This is a genomic window from Pseudomonas sp. PDM01, from assembly GCF_014852325.1.
Taxonomy (GTDB): Bacteria; Pseudomonadota; Gammaproteobacteria; order Pseudomonadales; family Pseudomonadaceae; genus Aquipseudomonas; species Aquipseudomonas migulae.
This window is the reverse complement of sequence record NZ_JACVBK010000006.1, coordinates 425,582-449,856: the sequence shown is the minus strand read 5'-3', so window position 1 is coordinate 449,856 and position 24,275 is coordinate 425,582. Positions and strand designations below refer to the sequence as shown.

At 60.4% G+C, this 24,275-nt stretch carries 24 protein-coding genes; all 24 read left to right on the top strand.

Features of this window, described 5'->3' with window-relative positions; genetic code table 11:
- Positions 1 to 12: 12 nt before the first annotated feature.
- The 24 genes from fliF (at position 13) to IB246_RS17950 (ending at position 24,248) form a co-directional block, all read left to right on the top strand.
- Positions 13 to 1,800, top strand: coding sequence for a flagellar basal-body MS-ring/collar protein FliF (gene fliF / locus IB246_RS18065; protein WP_008044586.1), 1,788 nt, complete (start codon positions 13 to 15; stop codon positions 1,798 to 1,800).
- Positions 1,793 to 2,812 (top strand): flagellar motor switch protein FliG, encoded by a 1,020-nt coding sequence (fliG, locus tag IB246_RS18060; protein ID WP_003184041.1) that lies wholly within the window; start codon positions 1,793 to 1,795, stop codon positions 2,810 to 2,812. The genes fliF and fliG overlap by 8 nt, the downstream gene beginning before the upstream one ends.
- 7 nt (positions 2,813 to 2,819) lie before the next feature.
- Entirely contained in the window at positions 2,820 to 3,620 is an 801-nt protein-coding gene (gene fliH / locus IB246_RS18055) for a flagellar assembly protein FliH (RefSeq protein ID WP_008035210.1), read from the top strand.
- The gene (fliI, locus tag IB246_RS18050; RefSeq protein WP_192226042.1) at positions 3,610 to 4,968 is read left to right on the top strand and encodes a flagellar protein export ATPase FliI; all 1,359 of its coding nucleotides are present in this window, start codon (positions 3,610 to 3,612) and stop codon (positions 4,966 to 4,968) included. Before fliH ends, fliI begins: the two co-directional genes overlap by 11 nt.
- Before the next feature lie 6 nt (positions 4,969 to 4,974).
- A complete protein-coding gene (gene fliJ / locus IB246_RS18045; RefSeq protein WP_008024572.1) occupies positions 4,975 to 5,424 on the top strand; it encodes a flagellar export protein FliJ in 450 nt (149 codons plus the stop codon).
- Between the two features lie 214 nt (positions 5,425 to 5,638).
- Entirely contained in the window at positions 5,639 to 5,944 is a 306-nt protein-coding gene (locus tag IB246_RS18040) for an STAS domain-containing protein (RefSeq protein ID WP_008039800.1), read from the top strand.
- Between the two features lie 5 nt (positions 5,945 to 5,949).
- Positions 5,950 to 7,653 carry a fused response regulator/phosphatase gene (locus IB246_RS18035; RefSeq protein WP_032832517.1) on the top strand — a complete coding sequence of 568 codons (1,704 nt, stop codon included), beginning with the start codon at positions 5,950 to 5,952 and terminating at the stop codon, positions 7,651 to 7,653.
- Between the two features lie 30 nt (positions 7,654 to 7,683).
- Complete coding sequence (locus tag IB246_RS18030) at positions 7,684 to 8,052, top strand: Hpt domain-containing protein (protein WP_008039803.1); 369 nt, start codon at positions 7,684 to 7,686, stop codon at positions 8,050 to 8,052.
- 82 nt (positions 8,053 to 8,134) lie between these two features.
- Positions 8,135 to 9,514 carry a flagellar hook-length control protein FliK gene (locus IB246_RS18025; protein ID WP_008039805.1) on the top strand — a complete coding sequence of 460 codons (1,380 nt, stop codon included), beginning with the start codon at positions 8,135 to 8,137 and terminating at the stop codon, positions 9,512 to 9,514.
- A 237-nt stretch (positions 9,515 to 9,751) separates the two neighbouring features.
- Entirely contained in the window at positions 9,752 to 10,252 is a 501-nt protein-coding gene (fliL, locus tag IB246_RS18020; protein WP_008039807.1) for a flagellar basal body-associated protein FliL, read from the top strand.
- A 9-nt stretch (positions 10,253 to 10,261) separates the two neighbouring features.
- Complete coding sequence (gene fliM / locus IB246_RS18015) at positions 10,262 to 11,230, top strand: flagellar motor switch protein FliM (RefSeq protein ID WP_008024584.1); 969 nt, start codon at positions 10,262 to 10,264, stop codon at positions 11,228 to 11,230.
- Positions 11,231 to 11,299: 69 nt separating this feature from the next.
- Positions 11,300 to 11,758, top strand: coding sequence for a flagellar motor switch protein FliN (fliN, locus tag IB246_RS18010; RefSeq protein WP_008039811.1), 459 nt, complete (start codon positions 11,300 to 11,302; stop codon positions 11,756 to 11,758).
- Positions 11,759 to 12,202 (top strand): flagellar biosynthetic protein FliO, encoded by a 444-nt coding sequence (fliO, locus tag IB246_RS18005; RefSeq protein ID WP_008039812.1) that lies wholly within the window; start codon positions 11,759 to 11,761, stop codon positions 12,200 to 12,202.
- A complete protein-coding gene (gene fliP, locus IB246_RS18000; RefSeq protein ID WP_008039813.1) occupies positions 12,202 to 12,960 on the top strand; it encodes a flagellar type III secretion system pore protein FliP in 759 nt (252 codons plus the stop codon). Before fliO ends, fliP begins: the two co-directional genes overlap by 1 nt.
- Positions 12,957 to 13,226 (top strand): flagellar biosynthesis protein FliQ, encoded by a 270-nt coding sequence (gene fliQ / locus IB246_RS17995; protein ID WP_008024593.1) that lies wholly within the window; start codon positions 12,957 to 12,959, stop codon positions 13,224 to 13,226. Before fliP ends, fliQ begins: the two co-directional genes overlap by 4 nt.
- Positions 13,227 to 13,229: 3 nt before the next feature.
- Complete coding sequence (gene fliR, locus IB246_RS17990) at positions 13,230 to 14,015, top strand: flagellar biosynthetic protein FliR (protein WP_008039814.1); 786 nt, start codon at positions 13,230 to 13,232, stop codon at positions 14,013 to 14,015.
- Between the two features lie 3 nt (positions 14,016 to 14,018).
- A complete protein-coding gene (gene flhB, locus IB246_RS17985) occupies positions 14,019 to 15,158 on the top strand; it encodes a flagellar biosynthesis protein FlhB (protein ID WP_008039815.1) in 1,140 nt (379 codons plus the stop codon).
- Positions 15,159 to 15,415: 257 nt separating this feature from the next.
- Positions 15,416 to 17,545, top strand: a complete 2,130-nt coding sequence (gene flhA / locus IB246_RS17980; protein ID WP_008039816.1) for a flagellar biosynthesis protein FlhA — start codon at positions 15,416 to 15,418, stop codon at positions 17,543 to 17,545.
- An 11-nt stretch (positions 17,546 to 17,556) separates the two neighbouring features.
- Positions 17,557 to 18,885 carry a flagellar biosynthesis protein FlhF gene (gene flhF, locus IB246_RS17975; protein ID WP_008024604.1) on the top strand — a complete coding sequence of 443 codons (1,329 nt, stop codon included), beginning with the start codon at positions 17,557 to 17,559 and terminating at the stop codon, positions 18,883 to 18,885.
- 116 nt (positions 18,886 to 19,001) lie between these two features.
- Complete coding sequence (gene fleN / locus IB246_RS17970) at positions 19,002 to 19,832, top strand: flagellar synthesis regulator FleN (protein ID WP_008001746.1); 831 nt, start codon at positions 19,002 to 19,004, stop codon at positions 19,830 to 19,832.
- Positions 19,829 to 20,569: an RNA polymerase sigma factor FliA gene (fliA, locus tag IB246_RS17965; protein ID WP_007894214.1), complete on the top strand. Its 741-nt coding sequence runs from the start codon at positions 19,829 to 19,831 to the stop codon at positions 20,567 to 20,569. The genes fleN and fliA overlap by 4 nt, the downstream gene beginning before the upstream one ends.
- A gap of 167 nt (positions 20,570 to 20,736) precedes the next feature.
- On the top strand, positions 20,737 to 21,108 hold the full coding sequence (locus IB246_RS17960) for a chemotaxis response regulator CheY (RefSeq protein ID WP_008006721.1): 372 nt from the start codon (positions 20,737 to 20,739) through the stop codon (positions 21,106 to 21,108).
- 22 nt (positions 21,109 to 21,130) lie between these two features.
- A complete protein-coding gene (locus tag IB246_RS17955; protein ID WP_008039817.1) occupies positions 21,131 to 21,919 on the top strand; it encodes a protein phosphatase CheZ in 789 nt (262 codons plus the stop codon).
- 55 nt (positions 21,920 to 21,974) lie between these two features.
- Positions 21,975 to 24,248 carry a chemotaxis protein CheA gene (locus tag IB246_RS17950; protein ID WP_008039818.1) on the top strand — a complete coding sequence of 758 codons (2,274 nt, stop codon included), beginning with the start codon at positions 21,975 to 21,977 and terminating at the stop codon, positions 24,246 to 24,248.
- Positions 24,249 to 24,275: the final 27 nt, after the last annotated feature.

Sequence of the window (24,275 nt, the reverse complement as noted above, 5' to 3'; positions counted from 1 at the left end):
CGAGATTGAGTCATGGCAGAAGCAGTCGCCGATAATGTTCCGGCCAAGGCCACTCCGATAGACGGCAAACCGCCGCTGTTCGGCTTGTCCTTCCTGGAAAACCTCTCCGAGATGACCATGTTGCGTCAGGTGGGCCTGTTGGTCGGCCTGGCTGCGAGCGTGGCGATTGGCTTCGCCGTGGTGTTGTGGTCCCAACAGCCGGACTACCGGCCTCTGTACGGCAGCCTTGCCGGTATGGACGCCAAGCAAGTCATGGATACCCTGGCTGCCGCAGACATTCCCTATACCGTTGAACCGAACTCCGGTGCCTTGCTGGTCAAGGCCGATGACCTGTCCCGTGCGCGACTGAAGCTCGCGGGCGCTGGTGTCACTCCCAGCGACGGCAATATCGGTTTCGAGATTCTCGACAAGGACCAGGGGCTCGGCACCAGCCAGTTCATGGAAGCGACCCGTTATCGTCGCGGCCTCGAAGGCGAACTGGCCCGGACCATCTCCAGCCTGAACAACGTCAAGGGTGCCCGCGTGCACCTGGCGATTCCGAAAAGCTCGGTGTTCGTACGTGACGAGCGCAAGCCGAGCGCTTCGGTGCTGGTAGAGCTGTATTCCGGTCGCTCGCTTGAGCCGGGTCAGGTGGTGGCGATCATCAACCTGGTCGCGACCAGCGTTCCAGAACTCAGCAAATCGCAGATCACCGTCGTCGATCAGAAGGGCAACCTGCTCTCGGATCAGGCGGAGAACTCCGAACTGACCATGGCCGGCAAGCAATTCGATTACAGCCGTCGCATGGAAAGTATGCTCACTCAGCGTGTGCACAACATCCTGCAACCGGTGCTGGGCAACGACCGCTATAAAGCCGAAGTCTCGGCGGACGTGGATTTCAGTGCTGTCGAGTCGACCTCCGAGCAATTCAATCCGGATCAACCGGCGTTGCGCAGCGAGCAGTCGGTCAACGAGCAACGCACCGCCAGCAATGGCCCGCAAGGCGTACCGGGTGCTCTGAGCAACCAGCCGCCATCGCCTGCCTCGGCGCCGCAAACCACGGGCGGCGCTACCGCGTCGGCCGGCATGGTGCAGCCAGGCCAGCCACTGCTGGATGCCAACGGTCAGCAGATCATGGACCCGGCCACCGGTCAGCCGATGCTGGCACCGTACCCGGCGGACAAGCGTCAACAATCCACCAAGAACTTCGAGCTCGACCGTTCCATCAGCCACACCAAACAACAGCAAGGGCGTTTGAATCGCCTGTCGGTGTCGGTAGTGGTGGACGATCAGGTCAAGATCAACGCAGCCAACGGCGAAACCACCCGTGCACCGTGGAGCGCCGACGAATTGGCGCGCTTCACTCGTCTGGTACAGGACGCCGTCGGTTTCGACGCCAGTCGTGGCGACAGCGTCAGCGTGATCAACATGCCGTTCTCCGCCGAGCGCGGTGAAGTGATTGCCGATATTCCGTTCTACTCCCAGCCGTGGTTCTGGGACATCGTCAAGCAAGTACTGGGTGTCTTGTTCATCCTGATACTGGTGTTCGGTGTGCTGCGTCCGGTGCTCAACAACATCACCAATGGCGGCAAAGGCAAACAGCTGGCCGGCTTTGGCGGCGACGTGGAACTCGGTGGCATGGGCGGCCTGGACGGCGAACTGGCCAACGACCGCGTCAGCCTCGGCGGTCCGACCAGCATCCTGCTGCCAAGCCCGAGCGAAGGCTATGATGCACAGTTGAACGCAATCAAGAGTCTGGTGGCAGAAGATCCGGGTCGCGTGGCCCAGGTCGTGAAAGAGTGGATTAACGCAGATGAGTGATAACCGAGCCGCCGTCGCCAAACTGTCCCGGGTCGATAAAGCCGCAATCCTGCTGCTGTCTCTCGGTTCTACCGATGCCGCCCAGGTGTTGCGCCACATGGGGCCCAAAGAGGTCCAGCGTGTGGGTGTGGCCATGGCGCAGATGGGTAACGTGCACCGCGAGCAGGTCGAGCAGGTGATGAGCGAGTTCGTCGACATTGTCGGCGATCAGACCAGCCTGGGCGTCGGCTCCGACGACTACGTGCGCAAAATGCTGACTCAGGCGCTGGGCGAGGACAAGGCCAACGGCCTGATCGACCGGATCCTGCTGGGCGGCAACACCAGTGGCCTCGACAGCCTGAAGTGGATGGAACCGCGCGCCGTCGCCGACGTGATCCGTTACGAGCACCCGCAGATCCAGGCGATCGTCGTGGCGTATCTCGACCCGGACCAGGCCGGCGAAGTGCTGGGCAACTTCGACCACAAGGTGCGACTGGACATCATTCTGCGGGTTTCCTCGCTGAATACCGTGCAGCCAGCCGCCCTGAAAGAGCTCAACCAGATTCTCGAGAAGCAGTTCTCCGGCAACTCGAATGCCTCGCGCACCACCTTGGGTGGCATCAAGCGCGCGGCCGACATCATGAACTTCCTCGACAGCTCGATCGAAGGTCAGCTGATGGACTCGATCCGCGAAGTCGACGAAGACCTGTCCGGTCAGATCGAAGACCTCATGTTCGTGTTCAACAACCTGTCCGATGTCGACGACCGCGGGATTCAGGCGTTGCTGCGCGAAGTCTCCTCCGATGTACTGGTACTGGCCCTCAAAGGCTCGGACGAAGGCGTCAAGGAAAAGATCTTCAAGAACATGTCCAAACGGGCGGCCGAACTGTTGCGCGACGACCTCGAGGCCAAAGGCCCGGTGCGTGTCAGCGACGTGGAAACCGCACAGAAAGAAATCCTCACCATTGCTCGCCGTATGGCCGAAGCCGGAGAAATCGTTCTCGGCGGGAAGGGCGGCGAAGAGATGATCTAAGGTCACTATGTCGTCCAAACATGATGAGTCCCAGACCGACCTGATCCGCGCCAAGGACGTCGCGGGTTTCGACACCTGGTCGCTGCCCAGTTTCGACCCGCCTGCACCGGAGCCCGAGCCGGAACCAGAGCCCGAGCCGCCGGAAATGGAGGAAGTGCCGCTGGAAGAAGTCCAGCCACTGACCCTCGAAGAACTCGAAAGCATTCGCCAGGAGGCCTACAACGAAGGCTTCGCCACGGGCGAGAAAGAAGGTTTTCACAGCACCACGCTCAAGGTCCGTCAGGAAGCAGAGGCGGTCCTGGCGCCGAAAGTCGCCGCGCTTGAGCAACTGATGGCCAACCTGTTCGAGCCTATCGCCGAGCAAGACACCCAGATCGAAAAGTCGCTGGTCGATCTCGTTCAGCACATCACCAAACAGGTGATTCAGCGCGAACTGGCCATCGACTCGACGCAGATCGAACACGTCATGCGCGACGCCCTCAAGCTGTTGCCGCTGGGCGTGGGCAATGTGCGGCTGTACATCAATCCGCAGGATTTCGAACAGGTCAAAGCCCTGCGCGAACGCCATGAAGAAACCTGGCGCATCGTCGAGGACGAAGCCTTGTTGCCTGGTGGTTGCCGGGTCGAGACGGAGCACAGTCGCATCGACGCCACCGTTGAAACGCGCATCGCCCGGGTCATGGACAAGCTGTTCGATCAATTGCACGAGCAGGCCCTGCACCCGGCCGCGCCGGACCTGAGCCTGGAGCTGCCGATCGACGCCAAACCTGCCGTCGAAGCCGAGCCGGACGTTCCCGATGCGCCTTGATCGCACCAGCTTCGCCAAGCGCCTGGGCAGTTACGCCGAGGCCACGGAACTGGCCGGCGCACCGATCCTCGAAGGCCGCTTGCTGCGCATGGTCGGCCTGACCCTCGAAGCTGAAGGCTTGCGCGCCGCCATGGGCAGCCGCTGCATGGTCATCAACGACGACAGTTACCATCCGGTGCAGGTCGAAGCCGAAGTCATGGGCTTCTCCGGCAGCAAAGTCTTTCTGATGCCGGTTGGCAGTGTCGCCGGCATCGCGCCCGGCGCCCGTGTGGTGCCGTTGGCCGATACCGGTCGTCTGCCGATGGGCATGAGCATGCTCGGACGGGTGCTCGATGGCGCCGGTCGTGCGCTGGACGGCAAGGGTGGCATGAAGGCTGAAGACTGGGTGCCGATGGACGGCCCGACGATCAACCCGCTCAAGCGTCACCCGATCAGCGAGCCGCTGGACGTGGGCATTCGCTCCATCAACGGTTTGTTGACGGTCGGTCGCGGTCAGCGGCTCGGGCTGTTCGCCGGTACCGGTGTCGGCAAGAGTGTGCTGCTGGGCATGATGACCCGCTTCACCGAGGCCGACATTATCGTCGTCGGGCTGATCGGTGAACGGGGTCGAGAAGTTAAGGAGTTCATCGAGCACATCCTCGGTGAAGAAGGGCTCAAGCGTTCGGTGGTCGTGGCGTCCCCGGCGGACGATGCGCCGCTGATGCGTCTGCGCGCCGCGATGTATTGCACGCGGATCGCCGAGTATTTCCGCGACAAGGGCAAGAATGTCCTGTTGCTGATGGACTCGCTGACTCGCTTCGCCCAGGCCCAGCGGGAAATCGCCCTGGCCATTGGCGAGCCGCCGGCGACCAAGGGTTATCCGCCATCGGTGTTCGCCAAGTTGCCGAAACTGGTGGAGCGGGCGGGTAACGCTGAAAAGGGCGGCGGTTCGATCACCGCGTTTTATACCGTGTTGTCCGAAGGCGATGACCAGCAGGATCCGATCGCCGACTCGGCGCGGGGTGTGCTTGACGGGCACATCGTCCTGTCCCGACGTCTGGCTGAGGAAGGGCATTACCCGGCCATCGACATCGAAGCGTCGATCAGCCGGGTCATGCCGTCGGTGGTGTCGCCGGAACACATGGCCCGCGCCCAGTATTTCAAACAGCTGTGGTCGCGTTATCAGCAGAGCCGCGATCTGATCAGTGTCGGCGCCTACGTCGCTGGCGGTGATCGCGAGACCGACCTGGCGATTTCCCTGCAGCCGCAGCTGGCCAAATACCTGCGCCAAGGGTTGAACGACAGCATCAGCCTGGGCGAAAGCGAATCCTATCTGGGCTCGATCTTCGCGCCTGCGGCTGGCGGTTAATCGATCATGGCCCAGAGTCGGGCAGGGCGTCTGGCGCCGGTGGTCGAAATGGCCGAAAAGGCCGAGAAAACCGCCGCTCAGCGGTTAGGCCATTTTCAGGGCCAGGTTCGCGTGGCAGAAAGCAAGCTCGCCGACCTTGAAGCCTTTCGACTCGACTATCAGGAGCAATGGATCGTGCGCGGCAGCAGCGGCGTCTCGGGCCAGTGGCTGCTGGGTTATCAGGGCTTCCTCGCGCAACTGGGCACCGCCATCGATCAGCAGCGACAAAGCCTGGCGTGGCATCAGAACAATCTGAACAAGGCACGGGAAACCTGGCAGCAGGCATTTGCCCGGGTCGAAGGCTTGCGCAAACTGGTTCAGCGTTACGCAGACGAGGCGCGACAGCTGGAAGACAGGCGCGAACAGAAGCTGATGGACGAGTTGTCCCAGCGGTTGCCGCGTGAGAGTCCGTACTGAATCAGTCAGGCCGCGTTATCGTTTTTCGCGAGCAAGCCTCGCTCCTACAGGTTTCGCATCGTCCATGATTTCGTGAACGGCACAAATCCCGTAGGCGCGAGGCTTGCCCGCGAAGGCGTCCTCAAAAACTCCGCCCCTTTCCAGCCTTGCCCCCATCTCCGTCAAGTGCTAAACCTTGTACAAGTATGTTCACCAATGACAAGGATGCCGTTCAATGTCAGTCGTTACAGAAGTCTCTCCGGATGGGCAAAAACTGACGATATCGATCAGAGGACGATTCGATTTCGGTCGGCATCAAGAGTTTCGCGAGTCCTACGAGCGACTCAACAAGAAGCCCGACTCCATAGTCGTAGATCTTAAAGACGCCACTTATCTTGATAGTTCGGCGCTAGGCATGTTGTTGCTGTTGCGCGATCACGCGGGTGGCGACGATTCCGATGTGCGGGTGATCAACAGTAATTCGGATGTTCGAAAGATTCTCGCCATCTCCAACTTCGACAAACTGTTCGACATCAGTTGACCAACGTGCAGCCGCTCGAGTCGCTGACGATCCTGATTGCCGAAGACAGCGCGGCCGACCGCATGCTGCTGTCGAGTATCGTCCGTCGCCAGGGTCATGAAGTCCTGACGGCGGCCAACGGTGCCGAAGCGGTTGAAGCGTTTCGCTTACAACGACCGCAACTGGTCTTGATGGACGCCATGATGCCGGTGATGGACGGTTTCGAGGCGGCACGGCAGATCAAGGCGCTGGCCGGGGAAACCCTGGTGCCGATCATCTTCCTGACGTCGCTGAGCGAAAGCGAAGCCTTGGCGCGCTGTCTGGAGGCTGGCGGTGACGACTTTCTGGCAAAACCCTATAACCAGGTGATCCTCGCCGCCAAAATCAAGGCAATGGACCGCTTGCGCCGGTTGCAGGCCACCGTGCTGGAGCAGCGCGACCAAATTGCCAGGCACCACGATTACCTGCTCAACGAGCAGCGTGTGGCCAAGGCCGTGTTCGACAAGGTCGCCCATTCCGGCTGCCTGAACGCCCCCAACATCCGCTACCTGCAATCGCCTTATGCGCTGTTCAATGGTGATTTGCTGCTCGCGGCGTTCACTCCGGCCGGCGACATGCACGTGCTGCTCGGCGATTTTACCGGCCATGGCTTGCCGGCCGCCGTCGGGGCGATGCCGCTGGCCGAGGTCTTCTACGGCATGACCGCCAAGGGTTACGGCCTGTCGGAAACCCTGCGCGAGATGAACGCCAAGCTCAAGCGCATCCTGCCGGTGGACATGTTCTGTTGTGCGACGCTGCTGTGCCTGAGTTTTCAGCGGCGCTCGGTGGAGGTCTGGAACGGTGGGATGCCGGACGGTTACCTGCACAGTATTGCCAGCGGCGAGCGCACACAGCTGACCGCTCGGCATTTGCCGCTGGGCGTGCTGAGCCCGCAGACGTTCGACGACCGCACCGAAGTGTTTCCGATGGCGGTCGGGGATCGGGTGTTCCTGTTGTCTGACGGGGTGATTGATACGTGCGATGCCAATGAGCAGTTGTTCGGCGTCGAGCGATTGCAGCGGGTGTTTGCGGCCAATCGTCGGCCCGATCAGCTGTTCGAGGAGATCGAGCAGGCGCTGCGGGATTTTCGCGGTGAGGCCCGCGACGATGTCAGCATGGTCGAAGTCAGCCTGGTGGAGGCTGCGCAGCTGAGTCCGCCGGCCCTGGTGTATTCCGACAGCGGTCAGTCCTGCCCGCTGGACTGGTCGGTGAGTTTCGAGTTTCGTGCGGCCACCCTCAAGCGCTTCAATCCATTGCCGTATCTTTTGCAGTTGCTGCTGGAAGTGCATGGTTTGCGCGCCCAGAGCGGTGCGCTTTACAGTGTGCTCGCGGAGTTGTACTCCAATGCACTGGAGCACGGCGTGCTGGGGCTGGACTCAAGCCTGAAACGCGATGCCTCGGGTTTTGCCCGCTATTATCAACAACGCAATGCACGTCTGGACGAGCTGCAGGACGGCTATGTGCGGCTGCATTTGCAGGTCGCGCCCAAAGGCGAGGGTGGTTGCCTGACAATTCGTGTCGAAGACAGTGGCAAGGGTTTTGATGTCGACAGGGTGATGGCGCGCCCCCTCGATGGTGCCCGTCTGTCGGGACGCGGGGTCAGTCTGATCCGCCAGTTGAGCCGTAACGCCAACTGGTCCGACGATGGTCGTAGTGCCCGCGTGGAATTTTTCTGGGAGGCTCTGGCATAATCCGCGCATTCTTGATCAAGGAGTGAGCAAGTGGCTGACACACATCTGGATCGCGACGTGCTGAGCGCGTTGCAAGAAGTCATGGAGGATGAGTATCCGATGTTGCTGGGTACTTTTCTTGCCGATTCCATAGAGCGCTTGAGTCAGCTGCACAAGGCTGACGATGCCGAGACGCTCGGTGCCACTGCGCACAGTTTCAAGGGCAGTTGCAGCAACATGGGCGCCATTCGCCTTGCGCAGTTGTGCAATGAGCTTGAGCAGCGAAGCAAGCAGGAGTCGCTGGAAGGCATCGAGAAACTGATCAGCGAAATCGATAGTGAATTCGCGATTATCCGCACCCTCTACGAAGCAGAGCGCCAGCGCTCTCTCGCTGGCAGTGCGACCGTCCGGCGTTTTTAGCACCGTTCGAACAAAACTGGCGCAACCCTTGCAGCAATCTCCGCAACTGTACCTACGATCCCAGTGCAGCGGAGACCGTTTCATGCCCGTTACCCCCAATATTCTTCTTCAGGCCGCCGCTCAGGCCAAGACTCAAGCCGCCTCCGCCAATCCACCGGCGCTGGCCGCTGAGCCCGGGGACAAAGCCTCCAGCTTCGCTCAGGTCTACGCCAATCAAGCCCAGAACAAGCCCTCGGCGGCCACCGATGGAACGCCGAAGCCGGTGCGCGATAAAGCCCCGGACAGCCCCGATAAAAAGAGCGTCGGCAACGACAATGCTGCCGCCCCGGAACCGACGGTTGCCGATAGCGGCAAAACCTTGCCCGCCGATAAACCGGCGCCGGACGACGACAAGGCTGCCAGCGATGATGCCGCAGCTGCCGCGGATACCGCAGAAACCCCGGTAGTCGTCGACACGGCGCCGGTTGATCCGGCTCTCGATCCGTCATTGCTGCCAGCGTTGCAAGCCGTGGTGGCAGCTCCGGTTCCGCAAGCACCGCCAGTGGTGGTCACTGAGCAGCCGCAAGTGCAGGCGCCTCCTGTTGCTGCGCCAGTGGCGGCGGTACAGGTTGCCGCACCGGCGGATGACGCGTTCGATCCTGAAGCCGATCCGCTGGATGCGCTGCCGGCCGTGCGTATGGCCATGGAGCAGGGCGGTCATATTTCCGCTGCCAGTCAGGCGCAACCCAAGGCAGCGCCGACGGCTGCTCAGGCCCAGGCTGATGGCGAACCCACCTCGGCACAGAACTTTGCCGCCGGCATGGCGGGCATGCTCGATGTGCAGGCGGACAAGGACAGTACCAGCCAGGGCGGTGAGAAAACCTTCAGTGGGTTGATCGATGACGGCCTCAAGGATTTGAAGTCGGCGAGCAGCGATACCCGCGTCGACGACTTCGCCAACCGTCTGGCGGCACTGACTCAGGCAGCTACACCGAAAACCGCCAACGCGGTACCGGTGAATCAGCCGATCACGATGAATCAAAGCGGCTGGACCGAAGAAATCGTGAACCGGGTCATGTACCTGTCCAGCGCCAATCTCAAGGCGGCCGATATCCAGTTGCAACCGGCCGAACTGGGTCGTCTCGACATTCGGGTGAACATGGTGCCGGACCAGCAGACCCAAGTGACCTTCATGAGCGCGCATCCAAGCGTTCGCGAAGCGCTCGATGGTCAGATGCACCGCTTGCGTGACATGTTCGCGCAGCAGGGCATGGGGCAGGTCGATGTCAACGTGTCCGATCAGTCGCGTGGCTGGCAGGGGCAGGGTCAGGAACAACAGGCTCAGCAGGGGCAGGGCGGGCGCAGTAACGCCAGCGGTGGTCGCCTCGATGGCGTGGATGAAGAGCTCGCGCCGACCGTTGCCGAAGTCGCGGCGAGTACCACCAGTGTCATCGGTTCCAGCGCCGTCGACTACTACGCCTGATCAAACGCAATCCCTTGTAGGAGCGAGCGGTTCGGCGTTCCGACTTGCCCGCGAAGAGCGATGTTGCGGTTTAACTGACAAACCGCGTCATCGTTCTTCGCGGGCAAGCCTCGCTCCTACAAGTGCGGTATTCGCCGATCATTCGCTGTCTCCAATACCTCCCGACACTTCTGGCATAACACTTGCTCTTGCCTTGCCGTGCGACTGTGAAAACCCGAATAGTGACGGATTATTGGCATGGCGAAGAGCGAAGCAGTAGTAAAAGACCCCGCAACCAAAGGCAAAATCAAGCTGATCATTGTGATCGTGGTGGCCCTGCTGCTGGCGATCGGCTTGTCCGTGGGAGCGACCTGGTTCTTCATGCACAGCGCTCAGAGCAAACCTGCCGCCGTGGTTGAAACTGCCCCGGCCGGCAAGCAACCAGCGGTTTTCGAGCAAATGGCGCCGGCCTTCGTGGCCAACTACAACCAGAACGGCCGCCAGCGCTTCATGCAGGTGAGCATCACCATGCAGGGCCGCAATCAGGCTGACCTGGAAGCCCTGAAAGTCCACATGCCGGTCATCCGCAACAACCTTGTCATGCTGTTCTCCGGGCAGGATTTCGCGACCCTGGCGTCGCCGGTCGGTCAGGAAATGCTGCGCCAGAAAGCCACGGCCAGCGTCCAGGAAGTGGCGCAGAAAGAGCTCGGCAAAGTGGTCATCGAACAGTTGCTTTTCACTAATTTCGTACTGCAGTAGGAACACGACATGGCCGTGCAGGACCTGCTGTCCCAGGATGAGATCGATGCGCTGTTGCATGGTGTCGACGATGGTCTGGTACAGACCGATACCGCTGCCGAACCCGGCAGTGTCAAAAGCTACGACCTGACCAGCCAGGATCGCATCGTCCGTGGACGCATGCCGACCCTGGAAATGATCAACGAGCGTTTCGCCCGCTACACCCGCATCAGCATGTTCAACATGCTGCGCCGCTCGGCGGACGTTGCCGTCGGTGGTGTGCAGGTGATGAAGTTTGGCGAATACGTGCACTCGCTGTACGTGCCGACCAGCCTCAACCTGGTCAAGATCAAGCCGTTGCGCGGCACGGCGCTGTTCATCCTCGACGCCAAACTGGTGTTCAAACTGGTGGACAACTTCTTCGGCGGCGACGGCCGTCACGCGAAGATCGAAGGGCGTGAATTCACCCCGACCGAACTGCGTGTGGTGCGCATGGTGCTGGAGCAGGCCTTCGTCGATCTGAAGGAAGCCTGGCAGGCGATCATGGAAGTGAACTTCGAGTACATCAACTCGGAAGTGAACCCGGCCATGGCCAACATCGTCGGCCCGAGCGAAGCCATTGTGGTGTCGACCTTCCACATCGAACTCGATGGCGGTGGCGGCGACCTGCACGTGACCATGCCGTACTCGATGATCGAGCCGGTCCGCGAAATGCTCGACGCCGGCTTCCAGTCGGACCTCGACGATCAGGACGAGCGTTGGGTCAATGCCCTGCGCCAGGACGTGCTCGACGTCGACGTGCCGATCGGCGCTACGGTTGCCCGTCGCCAGTTGCGCCTGCGCGACATTCTGCACATGCAGCCGGGGGACATTATCCCGGTCGAAATGCCGGAAGAAATGATCATGCGCGCCAACGGCGTGCCTGCGTTCAAGGTCAAGATGGGCTCGCACAAAGGCAACCTTGCGTTGCAAGTGATCGAGCCGATCGAGCGCCGTTGACCGGCGCCTCTACATATTCGCTTTTAACTGACGGCTGCCCTCTGATGGGTTGCCCGCCGAGGACACATGATGGCTGACGATATGAATACCCAGGACGACCAGGCGCTGGCTGACGAATGGGCTGCGGCCCTGGAAGAAACCGGTGATGCCGGGCAGGACGACATTGACGCCTTGCTGGCGGCTGACGCTGCTGGTTCGTCGTCGAACCGTCTGCCGATGGAAGAATTCGGCAGCGTGCCGAAAAACAACGATCCGGTAACCCTGGACGGTCCGAACCTGGACGTGATCCTCGACATCCCGGTGTCGATTTCCATGGAAGTCGGCAGCACCGACATCAACATCCGTAACCTGCTGCAGCTCAACCAGGGTTCGGTGATCGAGCTCGATCGCCTGGCCGGTGAGCCGCTGGACGTGCTGGTCAACGGTACGTTGATCGCTCACGGTGAAGTGGTGGTGGTCAACGAGAAGTTCGGCATCCGCCTGACTGACGTGATCAGCCCAAGCGAACGCATCAAGAAGCTGCGCTGAGTGAAAAAGCTTTTGGGGTTGTTACTGGCCTTGCCGTTCAGTGCGTTGGCGGCCGAACCGGTTGCTAATGCTGCGGTGGCTGCCGCACCTGCTGTCAGTAGCGGTGTGGCGGGCCAGTTGACGCAGTTGGTGCTCGGTCTGCTGTTGGTGCTGGGGTTGATCTTCTTCCTCGCCTGGCTGCTGCGCCGGGTCCAGCAGGCCGGACCGGCGGGCAAGGCGCAGGTGATCGAGTTGATCGGTTCCCGGGCGCTGGGTCCGCGTGACCGATTGATGCTGGTGCAGGTCGGCAATGAGCAGATCCTGCTCGGTTTGAGCCCCGGCACCATCACCGCGCTGCATGTGCTCAAGGAGCCGGTGCACGTACCGGTCACCGAGAAAGCGACCCCGGAATTTGCCCTGCGCCTGATGGAACTGATGGGCAAGGATCAGAAGGATAAGAAGTAATGGGTGCGCTACGCATCATCTTGACGCTGGCCCTGATGCTGGCCGCGCCGCTGGCCTTCGCCGCCGATCCGTTGTCGATCCCGGCGATCACCCTGGGCACCAACGCCCAGGGTGCTCAGGAATACTCGGTCAGCCTGCAAATCCTGTTGATCATGACCGCGCTGAGTTTCATTCCGGCGTTCGTCATGCTGATGACCAGCTTCACGCGGATCATCATCGTCTTCTCGATCCTGCGTCAGGCTCTGGGCCTGCAGCAGACGCCGTCGAACCAGATCCTCACGGGCATGGCGCTGTTTCTGACCCTGTTCATCATGGCGCCGGTGTTTGACCGGGTGAATCAGGATGCCTTGCAGCCGTATCTGGCGGAAAAACTCACCGCGCAGGATGCCGTGGCCAAGGCTCAGGTGCCGATCAAGGACTTCATGCTGGCGCAGACGCGCAGCAGTGATCTGGAATTGTTCATGCGCCTGTCCAAGCGCACGGACATCGCCACGCCGGATCAGGCGCCGCTGACCATTCTGGTGCCGGCCTTCGTCACGTCCGAGCTGAAAACCGCGTTCCAGATCGGCTTCATGATCTTCATTCCGTTCCTGATCATCGACCTGGTCGTCGCCAGTGTGCTGATGGCCATGGGTATGATGATGCTCTCGCCGCTGATCATTTCCCTGCCGTTCAAGATCATGCTGTTCGTGCTGGTGGATGGCTGGGCGCTGATCATCGGGACATTGGCGAGTAGCTTCGGCGGTGTTTCGCCATGACGCCGGAAGTCGCGGTAGACATCTTTCGTGAAGCGCTCTGGCTGACCACCATGATGGTCGCCGTGCTGGTGATTCCGAGTCTGCTGGTGGGTCTGCTGGTCGCGATGTTCCAGGCGGCCACGCAGATCAACGAACAAACCCTGAGCTTCTTGCCGCGCCTGCTGGTCATGCTGGTGACGCTGATCGTTGCCGGTCCGTGGCTGGTGCAGACGTTCATGGAATACATCCTGCAGTTGTACGGCAATATTCCTCGGGTCATCGGCTAAGCCATGCAGTCACTGCTGCAACTGACCGATACCCAGATCAGCACCTGGGTGGCGACGTTCATGTTGCCCCTGTTTCGCATCGGTGGCTTGCTGATGGTCATGCCGGTTTTTGGTACGACCCTGGTGCCCCAGCGGGTGCGTCTGTATTTCGCCCTCGCGATCACGCTCGTGATTGCGCCCGGGTTGCCACCAATGCCGCCGGTCAATGCGCTGGACTTGAGCGGGTTGCTGCTGATTGCCGAGCAGATCCTCATCGGCGCGGTGATGGGGTTCGCCCTGCAACTGTTCTTCCAGGCCTTCGTGGTCGCCGGGCAGATCGTTTCGATTCAGATGGGCATGGGCTTCGCGTCGATGGTCGACCCCACCAACGGCGTGTCGGTGGCGGTGATCGGGCAGTTCTTCACCATGCTGGTGACGCTGTTGTTCCTGGCCATGAATGGCCACTTGGTGGTCTTCGAAATTCTCACTGAAAGTTTCACCACGCTCCCGGTCGGTAGCGGCTTTATGGTTTCGCAATTCTGGGACCTGGCCGGCAAGCTCGGTTGGGTGCTGGGTGCGGCATTGTTGCTGGTGTTGCCGGCGATCACGGCGCTGCTGGTGGTCAACATCGCGTTTGGCGTGATGACCCGCGCCGCGCCGCAACTGAACATCTTTTCCATCGGCTTCCCGCTGACCCTGGTGCTCGGGCTGTTCATTGTCTGGGTCGGGCTGGCGGACATCATCAATCAGTACCAACCGCTGGCTACCGAGGCCTTGCAGTGGTTGCGCGAACTGGCACGGGCGCGCTGAGTCATGGCTGAGAGCGAAAGCGGTCAGGACAAAACAGAAGACCCCACGGAGAAACGTAAAAAGGACTCCAGGGACAAGGGCGAAATTGCGCGCTCCAAAGAGCTCAATACCTTGGCGATCATGCTTGCCGGTGCCGGTGCGCTGCTGATTTTCGGCGGGGCTTTGGCGCAGGACATGATGGAGTTGATGCGCATGAACTTCACGCTGTCGCGGGAAGTGATTCTGGATCAGCGCAGCATGGGCACCTTCCTCCTGCACTCGGGGCAGATTGCCCTGTTGGCGATTCAGCCGGTGATGATCACCTTGCTGCTGGCGGCATTTCTCGGCCCGATTTCCCTCGGTGGCTGGCTGTTCGCAGCAGGCTCGATGGCGCCGAAATTCAGTCGCATGAACCCCGGCGCGGGGCTGAAGCGGATGTTCTCGGCCAAGGCGCTGGTGGAACTGCTCAAGGCCCTGGCGAAGTTTTTCATTGTGCTGTTCGTCGCGCTGGCGGTGTTGAATTCCGACATCGATGACCTGATGCGCATTGCGCACGAGCCGTTGGAAATGGCGATCATTCACAGCCTGCAAGTGGTCGGCTGGAGCACCCTGTGGATGGCGTGCGGCTTGATCATCATCGCCGCCGTCGACGTGCCGGTGCAGCTCTGGGAAAGCCACAAGAAGCTGCTGATGACCAAGCAGGAAGTGCGCGACGAGCACAAGGATCAGGAGGGGAGGCCGGAGGTCAAGCAGCGCATTCGCCAGCTGCAGCGCGAGATGTCCCAGCGCCGGATGATGGCGGCCATCCCTGAGGCCGATGTGGTCATTACCAACCCGACTCACTATGCCGTGGCGCTCAAATACGACCCGGACAAGGGCTCGGCGCCGATGCTGATTGCCAAGGGCAGTGATTTCCTGGCCCTGAAAATCCGTGAAATCGCCGTGGCCAACGAAGTGCTGCTGCTGGAGTCTCCGGCCCTGGCGCGTTCGATCTATTACTCCACGGAGCTGGAGCAGGAAATTCCTGGCGGACTTTATCTGGCCGTCGCTCAGGTATTGGCCTACGTCTACCAGATCCGACAGCACCGCGCGGGCAAGGGCAAGCGGCCGGATCCGCTTAAGGATGACTTGCCGATTCCACCGGATCTGCGCCGCGATTCCTGAGTTTTGCGCTAGTCGTGCCGACGCCTTCGCGGGCAAGCCTCGCTCCTACAGGTTTTGCGTCGACCACAAAAACATCTGTGCCATCCGTCCTGTAGGAGCGTGGCTTGCCCGCGAAAGCGTCAGCCCGAACAGCACAAATCCCCCTGATAAACCCCTCTGTTCCAAGCTCCCGGCAAAAGTTGGAAGGCTTCTTGCAGTAGCCGCCCTGCGTCTGCTTCAGGCGTCAAAAGTTTGCTTTAAAGGAACGGGGAAAACCGGTGGATCGCTCTCAGTTACTCAACAGTGCCCGCACAAACGTTGCCGACTTAAGTCGGGGCAATCTGGGCGTGCCGTTGTTGCTGCTGGTCATGCTGGCCATGATGATGCTGCCGGTGCCACCGTTCCTGCTGGACGTGTTCTTCACGTTCAACATCGCGCTGTCGATCGTCGTGCTGCTGGTCTGCGTCTACGCGTTGCGGCCGCTGGATTTCGCGGTGTTCCCGACCATTCTGCTGGTGGCAACGTTGTTGCGACTGGCGCTGAACGTGGCCTCCACGCGAGTGGTGATGCTTCACGGGCAGGACGGCCACGCCGCCGCCGGTAAGGTGATCCAGGCGTTCGGTGAGGTGGTGATCGGCGGTAACTACGTGGTCGGTATCGTGGTTTTCGCGATTTTGATGATCATCAACTTCGTCGTGGTAACCAAGGGTGCCGGGCGGATTTCCGAGGTGAGCGCACGTTTCACCCTCGATGCGATGCCCGGCAAACAAATGGCGATCGACGCCGATTTGAACGCCGGCCTGATCGATCAGAACCAGGCCAAGATGCGCCGGATGGAAGTGGCCCAGGAGGCCGAGTTCTATGGTTCCATGGACGGTGCCAGCAAGTTCGTGCGTGGCGACGCCATCGCCGGTTTGCTGATTCTGTTCATCAACCTGATCGGCGGCATGGCGGTCGGTATCTTCCAGCACGGCATGACCTTCGGTGATGCGGGCAGGGTTTACGCGTTGCTGACCATCGGTGACGGTTTGGTGGCGCAATTGCCATCACTGTTGTTATCTACAGCTGCAGCGATCATGGTGACCCGTGCTTCCGGTTCGGAAGACATGGGCAAACAGATCAATCGCCAGATGTTCGCCTCGCCCAAGGCGCTGGCCGTGGCAGCGGGCCTGATGGCAGTGATGGGCCTGGTGCCCGGCATGCCGCACTTTTCCTTTCTGACCATGGCGGCCCTGGCGGCCGGTGGCGCGTACCTGTTCTGGAAGAAGCAGAACATCGTCAAGGTTCAGGCCCTGCAAGAGGTCAAGCGTCAGCAGGAATTGCTGCCATCGCCGGCTCGCGCTCAGGAAACCAAGGAGCTTGGCTGGGACGATGTGACGCCGATCGACATGATTGGCCTGGAAGTCGGCTATCGTCTGATTCCGCTGGTGGACCGCAATCAGGGTGGTCAGCTGCTGGCGCGGATCAAGGGTGTGCGTAAAAAACTGTCCCAAGATCTGGGCTTCCTGATGCCGACTGTGCATATCCGTGACAACCTCGACCTCGCGCCGAGCGCCTATCGCCTCACCCTGATGGGGGTGATCCTGGCCGAAGCGGAGATTTATCCGGACCGCGAACTGGCGATCAACCCTGGTCAGGTCTACGGTTCGCTCAACGGTATTACCGCCAAAGATCCGGCTTTCGGGCTGGAGGCGGTCTGGATCGAAGTGAGTCAGCGCGCACAGGCACAATCCCTCGGTTACACCGTGGTCGATGCCAGTACGGTAGTGGCAACCCATTTGAACCAGATTTTGTACAAGCACTCCAGTGAGCTGATTGGCCACGAAGAAGTGCAGCAACTCATGCAATTGCTGGCCAAAAGCTCGCCAAAACTGGCGGAAGAGCTGGTGCCGGGCGTGGTTTCGTTGTCGCAGCTACTCAAGGTGCTCCAGGCGTTGCTGGCCGAACAAGTGCCTGTACGGGACATTCGCAGCATCGCCGAAGCGATCGCGAACAATGCCGCCAAGAGTCAAGATACTGCCGCGCTGGTGGCCGCCGTCCGCGTCGGCGTATCTCGTGCAATCGTCCAAAGCATTGTGGGGACTGAGTCGGAGCTGCCAGTTATCACCTTGGAGCCAAGGTTGGAACAAATATTGCTCAATAGTCTTCAGAAGGCAGGACAAGGCTCGGAAGAGGGCGTTCTGCTGGAGCCAAGCATGGCTGAAAAACTGCAGCGCTCGTTGATCGATGCGGCGCAGCGTCAGGAAATGCAAGGTCAGCCGGTGATTCTGCTGGTGGCCGGCCCGGTTCGCGCGATGCTGTCGCGATTCGGCCGACTGGCAGTCCCGGGTTTGCATGTGTTGGCTTACCAGGAAATCCCTGACAACAAGCAAGTGACCATCGTTGCGACAGTAGGGCCCAACGGCTGAGGTAGTGGTTTATGCAAGTTAAGCGTTTTTTCGCCGCCGATATGCGTCAGGCCATGAAGCTGGTTCGTGATGAGCTGGGCGCTGATGCCGCCATCATTGGCAACCGCCGGATCGCCGGTGGTGTCGAGCTGACGGCCGCTCTGGATTACAAACTGTCGGCGCTGGCCCCGCGTGTTCCGAACATGGAACTCGAGGATGAGCTGCGCAAGACCCAGTCGCGGATCGTCACCGCCCAGGCCGAACTGAGCCTGCGCAGCGATGGCGAGAGCGACAAGTCCACCAATCGCCAGTTGTTCGCCGGCCTGCCGCTGACTGCCGCCGAGCCGCTGATCGAGCCGACCTACGCTGAACCTCGTCGTCCGGCACCGGCCCCCGCGCCTGCCGCGACCGGTGTTGACCCGCGTGCCTTCGACTCGATGCGTTTCGAACTCAACAGCCTGCGCGAACTGATGGAAGTACAACTCGGTTCGCTGGCCTGGAATCAGTTGCAAGGCAGCCGCCCGGCCCAGGCCAACCTTTGGCGCCGCCTGCAACGCATCGGTTTGTCCGGTCCGTTGTCCCGCGATCTGCTGGAGCTGATTACCGACATTGATGAACCTCGTCAGGCCTGGCGCATGTTGCTGGCGCACCTGGCGCGGATGATCGCCACACCGGAAGTCGAGCCACTGGAAGAGGGCGGCGTGATTGCCATGGTCGGCCCGGCCGGCATGGGCAAGACCACCACCCTGGCCAAGCTCGCGGCCCGTTACGTGCTCAAGTACGGCGCGCAGAACATCGCGCTGGTGAGCATGGACAGCTACCGCATCGGTGCTCAGGAACAACTCAAGACCCTCGGCCGGATCCTCAATGTGTCGGTGACGCACGTCGATCCGGGCCAGTCCCTGGTGCAGGCGCTGGATCCTTTGCTGCGCAAGCGCGTGGTGCTGATCGATACCGCGGGCCTTCAGGCCAGCGATCCGGCATTGCGCATGCAGCTCGAAAGCCTGGCCGGTCGTGGCATCAAATCAAAAAATTATCTGGTTCTGGCAACCACCAGCCAAAAACAGGTTCTAACCGCCGCTTATCACAGTTACAAGCGCTGCGGGCTGGCTGGCTGCATCCTGACTAAACTGGATGAGACGGCAAGCTTGGGCGAGGTGTTGAGCCTGGCGATCAGTCATGAATTGCCGGTGGCTTACCTGACTGATGGACCGCGTATTCCGGATGATCTGCATCTGCCGCGTCGTCATCAGTTGGTCAGTCGCGCCGTTAGCGTGCAAATGCAGGAAGAACCCAGCGAAGAAGCCATGGCTGACATGTTCGCTGATATTTATCACAGCCCGACCAAGCAGGTTGGCTGAGGTATTAATGAACAGTTTTTGTACCTACATCGATGGTCTGCCATGCATTGTTCAGTTGATGAACGCGCAGCCAGTAATGTGGCCTCCGTCTATGCAAGACAAGGTAAAGAAATAACATGGGCAGCATGCATCCCGTACAGGTGATCGCGGTGACCGGCGGCAAAGGTGGCGTCGGGAAGACTAATGTGTCAGTGAACTTGTCCCTGGCTCTAGCTGAGCTCGGCCGGCGCGTCATGCTGCTGGACGCCGATCTGGGGCTGGCGAATGTCGACGTCCTGTTGGGACTGACACCCAAACGTACCCTGGCCGACGTCATCGAAGGCCGCTGTGAGCTGCGCGACGTGTTGTTGCAGGGGCCAGGCGGCATCCGCATCGTCCCGGCCGCGTCCGGTACACAAAGCATGGTTCATCTGAGTCCGGCCCAGCATGCCGGCCTGATCCAGGCGTTCAGCGATATCGGCGACAACCTCGACGTGCTCGTGATCGACACCGCTGCGGGTATTGGTGACTCGGTAGTCAGTTTTGTTCGCGCCGCGCAAGAAGTCTTGCTGGTGGTCTGCGATGAGCCGACTTCGATCACGGATGCCTACGCCCTGATCAAACTGCTCAACCGCGACTACGGCATGAACCGCTTCCGCGTCCTGGCCAACATGGCCCAGAGCCCGCAGGAAGGCCGCAACCTGTTCGCCAAGTTGACCAAGGTCACGGACCGCTTCCTCGACGTCGCCTTACAATACGTTGGTGCGGTGCCGTACGACGAAAGCGTGCGCAAGGCTGTGCAGAAGCAGCGCGCGGTCTATGAAGCCTTCCCTCGTTCCAAGTGCTCCCTGGCTTTCAAGGCCATCGCACAAAAGGTCGATACCTGGCCGCTGCCTGCCAACCCGCGTGGGCACCTGGAGTTTTTCGTCGAGCGCCTCGTGCAACAAACGGCAGGACCCGTGCTATGACAGCCAGCGGTTACAACCTCTACAAGAAGTCGGCGCGTGACGCGCAGTACGAGCTGATCGAGCGTTACGCGCCACTGGTCAAACGCATTGCTTACCACCTGCTGGCGCGACTGCCAGCCAGTGTCCAGGTCGAAGACCTGATCCAGGCCGGGATGATCGGCCTGCTTGAAGTATCCACCAAATATGACGCCAGCAAAGGCGCGAGTTTCGAGACGTACGCGGGCATCCGGATCCGCGGCGCCATGCTTGATGAAGTGCGCAAAGGGGACTGGGCGCCACGTTCGGTCCACCGCAATACCCGCATGGTCAGCGACGCAATTCGCTCGATTGAAGCTAAAACCGGTCGTGACGCTAAAGATCACGAAGTTGCGGCCGAACTCCAATTGAGTCTCGACGATTACTACGGGATTTTGAACGACACCCTGGGCAGCCGCTTGTTCAGTTTCGACGACCTGTTGCAGGACGGCGAACACGAAGGGCTGCATGAGGATGGCGCGAGTGCTCATCTCGAGCCGTCGCGCGATCTGGAAGATGAACGCTTCCAGGCAGCGCTGGCGGACGCGATTGCCAATTTGCCGGAGCGTGAGCGACTGGTGTTGGCGCTGTACTACGACGAAGAGTTGAATCTCAAGGAAATCGGTGAGGTCCTGGGGGTCAGCGAATCTCGGGTCAGCCAGTTACACAGCCAGTGCGCGGCCCGTTTGCGGGGGCGTTTGGGGGAGTGGCGAGCGCGCTGAAGGCAGTGTGGGGACACTGCGAACTTGGCTGGTGTGGTGTTGAACTGCGCCGGTCTCGATCTGTTGTGCTCCAGACAGTCATTGAGTGCTTTGCCGGATTGATTGAAATGGCGCGTCCAGGTGCTGGGCGCGTTTAAGACTGCTTGGAGGTCGAATTGGACAAGAACATGAAAATCCTCATCGTTGATGACTTCTCAACGATGCGGCGGATCATAAAAAACCTGTTGCGTGACCTTGGGTTCACCAACACGGTCGAGGCTGACGATGGCATCACCGCCATTCCGGTTCTCAACAGCGGAAGCATCGACTTTCTGGTAACGGACTGGAACATGCCTGGCATGACCGGTATCGATCTGCTGCGCCACGTGCGCGCCGATGAAAAGCTCAAGCACCTGCCAGTGCTGATGGTGACCGCTGAGGCCAAGCGCGAGCAGATCATCGAAGCGGCCCAGGCCGGCGTAAACGGCTATGTGGTCAAACCCTTCACGGCCCAGGCGTTGAAAGAAAAAATCGAGAAGATTTTCGAACGCATCGGTTGAGAAACTGCGCCACGGGGAAGCTATGGACCAAAACGAATCTTCACAGGGCGATTTTGAATCGACCCTGAAAAAACACGCGGTCGAACTGGTCGAAAGCCTTGAAAAAGGCAAGTTCGGCGACGCTGTGCAACTGATCCATGAGCTCAACCAGACCCGTGACCGCGGCCTGTATCAGGAAGTGGGCAAGCTCACCCGCGAGCTGCACAGTGCGATAGTCAATTTTCAGATTGACCCGCACATGCCGCAAGCCGAGGAAGTGTCCCAGATCACAGATGCCACCGAGCGTCTGGGTTACGTTGTCAAGCTGACAGAGGCCGCAGCCAACCGCACCATGGATCTGGTCGAAAACTCCACGCCGCTGGTCAACAGCCTGAGCGATGAAGCTCAGGCGCTGAGCACGGACTGGGGGCGGTTCATGCGTCGCGAAGTCGGGGCTGAGGAGTTTCGTGAACTGGCACGGCGTGTCGATGGTTTCCTGGCACGTAGCAGCGCGGACAACCGCGCGGTGTCGAGCAACCTCAACGACATTCTGCTCGCTCAGGATTACCAGGACCTCACCGGTCAGGTGATCAAGCGTGTGACCCAATTGGTCACTGAAGTTGAAAGCAACCTGCTCAAGCTCGTGCTTATGGCCAGTCAGGTGGACCGCTTTGCGGGCATCGAACATGACCGTGAAGCGATGCTTGCAGAAAAAGATCCGCAAAAACATCTCTCTCAGGGTGAAGGTCCGCAGATTCATGCCGATAAAAGAGAAGACGTTGTGTCCGGTCAGGACGATGTGGACGATTTGTTATCCAGCCTAGGATTTTAGATTTTTTAGCATTTTAGGTTTTTTAGGTTTTTAGACCTTTAGGAGCACCCCCTTAATGAGCTTCGGCGCCGATGAAGAGATCCTTCAGGATTTCCTGGTTGAGGCCGGCGAGATTCTAGAGCAACTGTCCGAACAGCTGGTCGAGCTTGAAAGCCGACCGGATGATGCGGACTTGCTCAATGCAATTTTTCGCGGTTTTCACACTGTAAAAGGGGGCGCCGGCTTCCTCCAGCTCAACGAGCTGGTGGAGTGCTGTCACATCGCCGAGAACGTGTTTGACATCCTGCGCAAGGGTGAACGTCGCGTCGATTCGGAATTGATGGACGTGGTTCTCGAAGCGCTGGACGCGGTGAACGGCATGTTCAGCGAAGTCCGCGAGCGCGGCCCGATAACGGCCGCCACGCCTGAATTGCTTGCAGCCCTGGCCCGTCTGGCCGAGCCGCAAACCGCCGATCAAGCCGCACCTGTGGCTGAAGTGGTGGAAGAGCCGGCTGCCGAAGCCGAATCAGGCGACATCACCGATAACGAATTCGAACAACTGCTGGACTCGCTGAACGCCGTCAAGGCTCAGGCTGAGGCCCCGGCCGCTGTTGCGCTGCCGGCCGGCGATGCCGCGACCAGCGATGAAATCACCGATGCCGAGTTCGAGTCGTTGCTCGATCAGTTGCACGGCAAAGGCCAGTTCGCCGTCGACGCGGTGGCAACACCCGCTGCGCCTGCCGCACCGGCTGCGCCGAAAGCGCCAGGTGACAGTTCCGACATTACTGACGATGAGTTCGAAGCACTGCTCGATCAGCTGCACGGCAAGGGCAACTTTGCCGTCGACGCGCTGGAATCGGCCATTGCCTCGGTACCGACCCCGGCTGCGCCAACCGCAGCAGCGGCTGGCGGCGATCTGATCTCGGATCACGAGTTCGAATCACTGCTCGACGAATTGCATGGCAAAGGCAAGTTCACTGAAGTCGGCACCGGTTCCGCCGCCTCTTCGGTAGCTACGCCCGTCGCCAAGGCCCCGGCACCTGTCGCCAAGGCGCCCGAGCCAAAAGCCGAAGCAGCGAAGCCTGCTGCCGCCGCTGCACCGAAACCTGCCGCCGCTGCTGCTGCACCGGCGCCTGCCCGTGCAGCGGCCGCGCCGCCTGCGGAAAAACCGGCCAGCGAAGCCGAGACCACCGTGCGGGTCGACACCGCGCGTCTCGACGAAATCATGAACATGGTCGGCGAGTTGGTACTGGTGCGTAACCGCCTGGTTCGCCTGGGTGCCAACAGCGCCGATGAAGCCATGTCCAAAGCCGTGTCGAACCTCGACGTGGTCACGGCCGACTTGCAAACCGCGGTCATGAAGACCCGGATGCAACCGATCAAGAAAGTCTTCGGGCGCTTCCCGCGTCTGGTTCGCGACCTGGCTCGCCAGCTCAAGAAAGAGATCAACCTGGAACTGGTCGGCGAAGAAACCGACCTCGACAAAAACCTTGTCGAGGCCCTGGCCGACCCGCTGGTCCACTTGGTGCGCAACTCGGTCGACCACGGTATCGAAGAGCCGGCCGATCGCGAAGCGATGGGCAAACCGCGCAGCGGCAAAGTGATTTTGTCCGCTGAACAGGAAGGCGACCACATCCTGCTGTCCATCTCCGATGACGGCAAGGGCATGGACGCCGACGTGTTGCGCGGCATCGCGGTGAAGAAAGGTTTGATGGACAAGGATGCGGCAGACCGCCTCAGCGAATCCGACTGCTTCAACCTGATCTTCGCACCGGGTTTCTCGACCAAGACCGAGATTTCCGACGTGTCGGGTCGTGGCGTGGGCATGGACGTGGTGAAAACCAAGATCGCCCAGCTCAACGGCACCATCAATATCTACTCGACCAAGGGCAAGGGCTCGAAGATCGTCATCAAGGTCCCGTTGACCCTGGCGATCATGCCGACGCTGATGGTCATGCTCGGCAACCAGGCGTTCGCGTTCCCTCTGGTGAACGTCAACGAGATCTTCCACCTCGACCTGTCGACCACCAACGTGGTGGACGGCCAGGAAGTGGTGATCGTGCGGGACAAGGCGCTGCCACTGTTCTACCTCAAGCGCTGGCTGGTCAGCTCCGCCGCTCACGAAGAGCAGCGTGAAGGCCATGTGGTGATCCTTTCGGTGGGCACCCAGCGGATCGGCTTCGTTGTCGATCAACTGGTCGGCCAGGAAGAAGTGGTCATCAAGCCATTGGGCAAAATGCTCCAGGGAACCCCGGGCATGTCGGGCGCCACCATCACCGGTGACGGTCGCATTGCGCTGATTCTCGATGTTCCGAGCATGCTCAAGCGTTACGCCGCACGGCGTATTTGATTCTGGGGGAGCGGGGCGACGAAGCCT